This is a genomic window from Streptomyces mexicanus, assembly GCF_902506575.1.
Classification (GTDB): Bacteria; Actinomycetota; Actinomycetes; order Streptomycetales; family Streptomycetaceae; genus Streptomyces; species Streptomyces mexicanus.
In genome coordinates, this window is the sequence record NZ_LR732544.1 from 5634244 (window position 1) to 5642186 (window position 7943).

Annotated in this window: 4 protein-coding genes; 3 read left to right on the plus strand and 1 reads right to left on the minus strand. The window is 67.9% G+C overall.

Features of this window, described 5'->3' with window-relative positions:
- Positions 1–208: 208 nt before the first annotated feature.
- Entirely contained in the window at positions 209–4012 is a 3804-nt protein-coding gene (locus GV126_RS25165) for a GH92 family glycosyl hydrolase (protein WP_185948159.1), read from the minus strand.
- 464 nt (positions 4013–4476) lie between these two features.
- Between GV126_RS25165 and ngcE the strand changes: the two genes are divergently transcribed.
- From ngcE to GV126_RS25180, 3 genes are all read left to right on the plus strand, one after another.
- Positions 4477–5922, plus strand: coding sequence for an N-acetylglucosamine/diacetylchitobiose ABC transporter substrate-binding protein (gene ngcE, locus GV126_RS25170; RefSeq protein ID WP_159670913.1), 1446 nt, complete (start codon positions 4477–4479; stop codon positions 5920–5922).
- A gap of 79 nt (positions 5923–6001) precedes the next feature.
- Entirely contained in the window at positions 6002–6928 is a 927-nt protein-coding gene (locus tag GV126_RS25175; protein WP_028424270.1) for a carbohydrate ABC transporter permease, read from the plus strand.
- 2 nt (positions 6929–6930) lie between these two features.
- Positions 6931–7854: a carbohydrate ABC transporter permease gene (locus GV126_RS25180; RefSeq protein ID WP_159670915.1), complete on the plus strand. Its 924-nt coding sequence runs from the start codon at positions 6931–6933 to the stop codon at positions 7852–7854.
- Positions 7855–7943: the final 89 nt, after the last annotated feature.

The following is a 7943-nucleotide window of genomic DNA, read 5'->3' on the forward strand; positions in this document are numbered from 1 at the left end:
CCCGCCGCCATGGCCGTTTCCGCCTCGCTCCCTGCCGCGGTGTGCGCCGGCGTCGTGGGGATGGCGGGGCGCCGGCGGGCAGGGTGCTCGCGCGGGCCCGGTGGCACGGAGGAACGGCCACCGGGCCCGCGCGCCGGACACGCACGGCCGGGCACGCGGAAGGGGGCGGGCCCCGGCGGGACCCGCCCCCTTCCGCATGCCGTGGGCGTCAGGCCAGCAGCTCCACCTCCGCCAGCGTCGCCGCCCCGTCCAGGACCAGCCGGTACTTCTGGTACGTGCCCGGCGAGGCGATCGTGAACGGACGGGTCTGCTTGTCCCAGGCGAAGGACTCGCCCGAGCGCTTGTCGAGCGTCGCCCAGTGCGTGCCGTCAAGGGACGCCTGCAGCGTCCAGCCCGTCGGAGCCTTCGTGTGGTCACCGGACGAGGTCAGGGTGTACTGCACGGCCTCGGTGGCGCCGGTCACCGGCAGGTCCACCGTCGTCACCGTCGCGTCCGTCGCCGAGGTGTCGTCGAACAGCGCGCCGTCACCCTTCAGCACGTCCGAGCGCGGGGACGGCACCTTGTCGCCGGTCGTGATGGACACCGGCGCCGCGTTCTTGCCCGTGCCCCACGCCGAGGGCCGCGGACCCATGTCGAACCGCAGCACCCCGCCCTTGGACAGCAGCGAGTGGGGCAGGTTCGTGGAGTTCCACGCCTTGCCGTTGAACCGCACGCCCTGCACGTAGACGTTCTCGGCGCTGTTCTTCGGCGCGCTGATCACCAGGTCGTGGCCGTTGTCCAGGTGGACGGTGGCCTTGGTGAACAGCGGGGATCCGATGGCGTACTCGCCGCTGCCCATGACCAGCGGGTAGAAGCCGAGCGCGGAGAAGAGGTACCAGGCCGACTGCTCGCCGTTGTCCTCGTCGCCGTGGTAGCCCTGGCCGATCTCGCTGCCGACGTAGAGCCGGGAGAGCACCTCGCGGATCTTCGCCTGCGCCTTGTAGGGCTCGCCGGCCGCGTCGTACATGTACAGCACGTGGTGCGCGACCTGGTTGGAGTGGCCGTACTGGCCCATGCGCACGTCCCGGGCCTCGGTCATCTCGTGGATGACGCCGCCGTAGGAGCCGGTGAACTCCGAGGACGCCGTCTCCGGCGTGGCGAAGTAGGTGTCGAGCTTGTCCGCGAGACCCTTCTGGCCGCCGTAGAGGTTGGCCAGGCCGCGGCTGTCCTGCGGGGCGGTGAAGGCGTAGCCCCAGCCGTCGGTCTCCGTGTAGTCGTAGCCCCACACCCGCGGGTCGTACTTCGCGGAGTCGACCCGCCAGTTGCCCTGGGCGTCACGGCCCTGGAAGAAGCCCGCCTTCGCGTCGAACATCTTCACGTAGTCCTGGGCGCGGTTGAGGAAGTACTGCGCCTCCTCCCGGTAGTGCTTCTCGCCCGTCTTCTTGTACAGGGCCTCGCCCATCTTCGCGATGCCGTAGTCGTTGACGTAGCCCTCCATCGCCCACGACAGGCCCTCGCCGGTGGCCGTGCTGGTGTAGCCGAGGAAGGGGGAGGTGCTCATGCCCTTGCGGCCCACGCCCGAGGACGGCGGCACCACGGTGGCGTTCTTCAGGGCCGCCTCGTACGCCGCCTTCGCGTCCATCGGGACGCCCTTGACGTAGGCGTCGGCGAACGCCACGTCCGAGGAGGTGCCGGTCATCAGGTCGGCGTAGCCGGGGGAGGACCAGCGGGAGGTCCAGCCGCCGTCCTTGTACTGCTGGACGAAACCGTCGACCATCTCACCGGCCTGAGACGGTGTCAGCAGCGAGTACGCCGGCCAGGTGGTGCGGTAGGTGTCCCAGAAGCCGTTGTTGACGTACACCTTGCCGTCGACGATCTTCGCGCCGGTGTGCGTCGGCGTGTCCTGCGCGGTCATCGGCGAGAACGGGGAGGCGTACCGGTCCTTTCCGCCGACCTTCTCGAAGCCGGAGTTCGGGTACAGGTACAGCCGGTACATGCTGGAGTACAGCGTGGTCAGCTGGTCCGGCGTGGCGCCCTGGACCTCGACCTTGCCCAGCAGCTGGTCCCAGGCGTGCTGGGCGCGCGCCTTCACCGCGGTGAAGGAGGTGCCGTCCGGGATCTCCTGGCGCAGGTTGTCCTTGGCCTGGTCCACGCTGATCAGCGAGGTGGCCAGGCGCAGGGTGACGGTGTGGTCCGTGCCCGCGTCGAAACGCAGGTAGCCCTTGACCCCGCTGGACGATCCGTCCTTCACCGGCTTGTCGAAGACGCCGTAGACGAACAGCCGGGTGGCGCCCGTGGACAGGCCGGACTTCACGTCCGAGTAGCCGGTGACGACCCCGTGCTCCTTGTCCAGGGTCAGGCCGGCCTGCTCGGTGACGTTGTCGAAGACGACGCTCGCGTCGTCGCCCGGGTAGGTGAAGCGCAGGGCGGCGGCGTGGTCGGTCGGGGCCATCTCGGCCTTCAGGCCGTTCTCGAACGTCACCCCGTAGTAGTAGGGGCGTGCGGTCTCGTTCTCGTGCCGGAAGGCGAGGGCGCGGGCGGTGCGGTCGGTGTCCGGGGTGCCGGACGCCGCCGACGGCATCACCTGGAAGGTCTGCCGGTCACCCATCCACGGGCTCGGCTCGTGGCTGGCGCTGAACGCCTGGATCGTCGGCAGGTTGTCGGCGTTGTTCGCACGTGCGTATTCGTACAGCCAGCTCAGCGAGGAGGCGTTGGTCACCGGCGTCCAGAAGTTGAAGCCGTGCGGCATCGCGGTGGCCGGGAAGTTGTTGCCGCGCGAGAAGCTGCCGCTGGAGTTGGTGCCGCGGGTGGTCAGCGCGTAGTCCGACAGGTGCGCCTTGGGCTTCTCGGGCGCGGCCTGCTTGATCGACACGTCGTCCAGCCAGCCGCGGAACTTCGCCGGGCCGGTGGGGGAGTCGTAGGCGAGCAGGATCCGGTCGATCGTCTTGCCGGCCGCGACCGAGCCGATCCGCGAGACGACGTTGTTCCACTGGTTGACGTACAGCGTCTTGGCCGCACCCTGCCCCTGCGGGCTCAGCGTGAAGCCGTGCTGGTCGGTGGCGCCCAGCCGGCTCAGGTACGTGCCGTCGGTGAAGACGAGGTCCACGGCGACGTTGGTGGCGTCGTAGTCGCGGTCGCCGTCGGCCATCGACGGGTAGATGCGGTACGACAGCTGCGTGTCGCGGGTGACCTTGACGTTCACGTCGAAGATCTTGTTGTAGGAGTACGCCCGGCCCTTGGCGGTGTGGCGGCCGGCGTAGCGCAGCGCCCGCTTGCCGGTGAAGCCGGCGCCGGACTTCGCGGTCGGCGAGCCGCTCGGGCCGCGGTCGACCAGGGAGAGCATGTCCTGCGGGACGGAGCCGCCGTCGTCGCCGGTGGAGAACTGCACGTCGGCGATCTGGAGGATGTCCGAGGTGTCGGCGGTCTTCGTGACCTGAAGCCGGAAGTGCTGGTACTCGGCCGGCGCGGCCAGGTCGTACGTCTTGGTCTGGAACCGCTGGGCGAAGGTCTCGCCCGAGCGGGAGTCGACCGTCGTCCAGTCCTTGCCGTCCGCCGAGCCCTGCAGGGTCCAGTCCTTCGGGTCCCGCTCGGCGTGGTCGTTGGCGGACGTGAGGGCGTACCGGGTTATTTTCAGAGGTTTGTCGAGATCGAACTCGACCCAGCCGGTGGAGGCGAAGGTCAGCCACTTGGTGCCCGACTCGCCGTCGATCAGGTTCTCCTTGACCTCACCCCCGCCCGTGTTCTCGCCGCTGGCCCGCAGATCGGTGACGTGGTCGTCGACATTGCCGGGGATGCCGGAGCTGTAGCCGCCGTCCACGCCCGAGGCGCGCTTGCTGCCGTCCGGCGCGGTGTCGACCGTGTTCAGCCAGTCCGGGGCCGGATCGCCGGACTCGAACGAGGAAGCGAACTCCCGGTCGGCCGGACGGGCCGCGCCGGGCAGGGCGATCGCCGCCCCCTGGGAAGCGGCGGCCATGACGAAGGCGGCCGCGAAGGCGACCGCCGTACCCCATCTGTGCCGTGCTCTGTGATGCATGACGAGGGCACCCTCCCTGGTTCTCCGAGCGCCGGACAACGTTGTCACTTTCGACGCAGGCTCCAGTAGGGAGTCAAGTGGCCAGCGATGTCAAGGGTGTTGAGTGCGGCATTCAGGCCCGAAGTCACGGATATTTCCGTCCAGGAAGCCGCATGCGGTTCATATTTCCGCGAGGTCTCAACTCGGAAAAGACCGACAGGGAACCGTGCGTTCGATCTTGCTCCCCCTGCCGGAAGTGGACTATACCTGTCGGCGTCCGTGAAGCCGTTCGACCGGTTCCGCGCGGACGCCGGGGGGAGCCGGAAAGGTGGTTCGACGTGCAAAACGCGTCCGCTTCCTTGTAATCCCAGCGATCCCGGTGGATGACGCACGAAGTACTTTCTGCACTACCCAGCTTGGCCCACCGCGGTGCCGGGGAGGATCCGGTTCACCGCCTGAGTCCTGGAGAAGGCGAGGACTTGCGCATGGGATCCACTTCCGCCGAGAACCACGGGGGCGTCGGCCGCCGCGCCCTGATCAAGCGGTCCGCGGCGCTCGGCCTGGTGTCCGTACCCGCGATGAGCTTCCTGTCCGCGTGCGCCAGCGGCGGCGGTGACGGCCAGGGCAAGGCCAAGGCGGGCAAGAAGACGGCGAAGAATCCGCTCGGGGTCAACGAGACCGCGCAGATGGAATTCGTCCTGTTCGACGGCGGCTTCGGCAAGGAGTACGCGGAGGACGCCACCAAGATCTACCAGAAGGACTTCCCCAAGGCGAAGGTGAAGTTCTCGGCCACCCAGAAGATCCAGTCCACCCTGCAGCCCCGTTTCAACCAGGGCAACCCGCCGGACCTCATCGACAACTCCGGCGCCGAGCAGATGGACATGGGCGTCCTCGTCGGCAAGAACCAGCTCGCCGACCTCACCCCGTTGCTGGACGCGCCCTCCTACGACGACCCGAACAAGAAGGTCCGCGACACGCTGCGGCCGGGCATCGTCGAGATGGGCCAGTTCGACGGCAACCCGGTCTGGATCCTCTACTACGCCTACACCGTCTACGGCGTCTGGTACTCGCAGAAGGCCCTGGACTCGCTGGACGCCCAGTACCCGAAGACCTGGGACGAGATGCTCCAGGTCTGCGAGAAGGCCAAGAAGAAGGGCATGGCCGGCTGGACCTACGCCGGAAAGTACCCGTACTACATCCCCTTCTCGCTGTACCCGATGATCGGCAAGGTCGGCGGCCGCGAGGTCCTGGACGCCATCGACAACCTGGAGCCGAACGCCTGGAAGCACCCGGCGGTCAAGGCCTGCTTCGAGGCGTACTACGAGCTGTACAAGAAGGGCTACATCCTCAAGGGCACCCCGGGCCTGGACCACATCCAGTCCCAGACCGCCTGGGCCCAGGGCAAGGCGCTGTTCATCCCGAACGGCTCCTGGGTGGAGAACGAGTCCGCGAACGTCATCCCGAAGGACTTCGACCTCGCGGTCTCCGCGCCCAGCGGCATCGACTCCTCCGACAAGATGCCCTTCGGCACGATCTGGGCCTCCGGCGGCGAGCCCTTCATCGTCCCGGCCAAGGCCGCCAACCCCGAGGGCGGCATGGAACAGCTGCGCATCATGCTCTCCGAGGCGTCCTCGAAGAACTTCACCACCAAGGTGAAGTCGCTGACCGCCTACAACGGCGGCACCGACGGCATCCAGCTGACCCCGGGTCTGAAGTCCGGCGTCGCGGCGCTGGAGCTGGCCGGCTCCAACGTGGTGAACCCGCGGCTGCAGGACTGGTACGTGCAGCTGCAGAAGGAGAAGATCGGTGTGGCCGGCCTCGGCGAGATGATGGCGGGCCGTCTCACCCCGGCGGAGGCCATCAAGAAGATCCAGGGCTTCGCCGACGAGGCCGCGAAGGACACGTCGATCAAGCACTACAAGCACCAGTGAGGGACCGTCACCAGGGTCCGTCCGGCGGCCGGACGGACCCTGGCGGCACCGACCGCCCTTCAGATCGGGGACGCTAGCAATGCAGCACGGCAAGTACCGGTTCATCGTGGGGTTCCTGGTGGTTCCCCTGGGGCTGTACGCGCTCTTCGTCGTCTGGCCGTTCATCCAGTCCATCTACTACTCGTTCACGGACTGGACGGGGCTGAGTCCCGACTTCAAGATGGTCGGCTTCGACAACTACACGAGGATGTTCCACGACGACATCTTCTGGAAGTCGTTGCAGCACAGCCTGCTGTTCGCGCTGCTGCTGCCGCTGGTGACGATCGGGCTGGCGCTGTTCTTCGCCTTCATGATCAACGTCGGCGGGCGGCGCCGCAGGGGCGGACCGGTCATCACCGGTGTCCGCGGCTCCTCCTTCTACAAGATCGTCTACTTCTTCCCGCAGGTGCTGTCGATCGCCATCGTCGCCCTGCTGTTCGCTTTCGCGTACAACCCGGACAGCGGAGCGATCAACTCCGTGCTGCGCGGTATCGGGCTCGGCGGCGTGCAGCCGCTGTGGCTGGGCGACCCGAGCCTGGCGCTGTGGTGCGTGATGGCCGTGCTCGTGTGGTCCACGACCGGCTTCTTCGTGGTCCTCTTCTCGGCCGGCATGGCCTCCATCCCGGCCGACCTGTACGAGGCCGCCCTGCTGGACGGCGCCAGCCGGTTCACCACCTTCTTCCGGATCACCCTGCCGCTGCTGTGGGACACCGTCCAGTCCGGCTGGGTCTACATGGGCATCCTCGCCCTCGGCGCGGAGTCGTTCGCGGTCGTGCAGATCATGACGACCGGACCGGGCGGCCCCGACTATTCGACCACCGTCATGGTCCTGTACGTGTACCAGAAGGCGTTCCGTGACGGTCAGGCCGCCTACGCCACCACGATCGGCGTCGCCCTGCTGGTCGTCACGCTGGCCTTCGCGGCGATCGTGATGCGGCTGGGCCGGCGCGAGCGGCTGGAGTTCTGATCATGAAAACGACCGAGACCCCCGCCCCCGTCCCGGCCGAGTCCGGCGCCCCCGTCGCCAAGACCGGCGCCCCGGCCGGCCGGTCACCCCGGACCAAGTCCGAGGGCGGCGTCCTCAACGCCTTCTCCCACGGCATCCTGATCATCTGGGCGATCATGGTGGTCATGCCGCTGGTGTGGGCGGTGATGACGTCCTTCAAGGACGACAGGTCGATCTTCAGCTCGCCCTGGGCGCTGCCGGACAAGCTGCACTTCGACAACTGGGCGCGGGCCTGGACCGACGCCCACATGAGCGAGTACTTCCTGAACACCGTCCTGGTGGTGGGCGGCTCGCTGATCGGCACGCTGGTGCTCGGCTCGATGGCGGCGTACGTGCTGGCCCGCTTCGACTTCCCCGGCAACCGGTTCATCTACTACCTGTTCATCGGCGGCATGAGCTTCCCGGTCATGCTGGCCCTGGTGCCGTTGTTCTACGTCGTGAACAACATGGGGCTGCTGAACACGATCCACGGGCTGATCCTGGTCTATATCGCCTACTCGCTGCCCTTCACCGTGTTCTTCCTGACGGCGTTCTTCCGGACCCTGCCGGCCTCGGTGGCCGAGGCGGCCTTCGTGGACGGCGCCTCGCACACCCGGACGTTCTTCCAGATCATGCTGCCGATGGCCAAGCCCGGCCTGATCAGCGTGGGGATCTTCAACTTCCTGGGGCAGTGGAACCAGTACATGCTGCCGACGGTGCTGAACACCGATCCGGACAAGCACGTCCTCACCCAGGGGCTGGTCCAGCTGGCCGTCAGCCAGGGCTACAAGGGTGACTGGTCCGGACTCTTCGCCGGCCTGGTGATGGCGATGCTGCCGGTCCTGGCCGCATACATCATCTTCCAGCGCCAGGTCGTCCAGGGCCTGACGGCGGGCGCCCTGAAGTGAGCCGCCCGGCGCCCTGACCTGACCCGAGGGTTCCCGGTCCGTCACCCGGGGCCCCGCCCCACCAGCGCTTTCGCCGCCTCCGCCGGCAC

Coding starts and splice junctions, on each gene's coding strand:
- ngcE (WP_159670913.1), top strand. CDS start 4,477: ATGGGATCCACTTCCGCCGAGAACCACGGGGGCGTCGGCCGCCGCGCC.
- GV126_RS25180 (WP_159670915.1), top strand. CDS start 6,931: ATGAAAACGACCGAGACCCCCGCCCCCGTCCCGGCCGAGTCCGGCGCC.
- GV126_RS25175 (WP_028424270.1), top strand. CDS start 6,002: ATGCAGCACGGCAAGTACCGGTTCATCGTGGGGTTCCTGGTGGTTCCC.
- GV126_RS25165 (WP_185948159.1), bottom strand. CDS start 4,012: ATGCATCACAGAGCACGGCACAGATGGGGTACGGCGGTCGCCTTCGCG.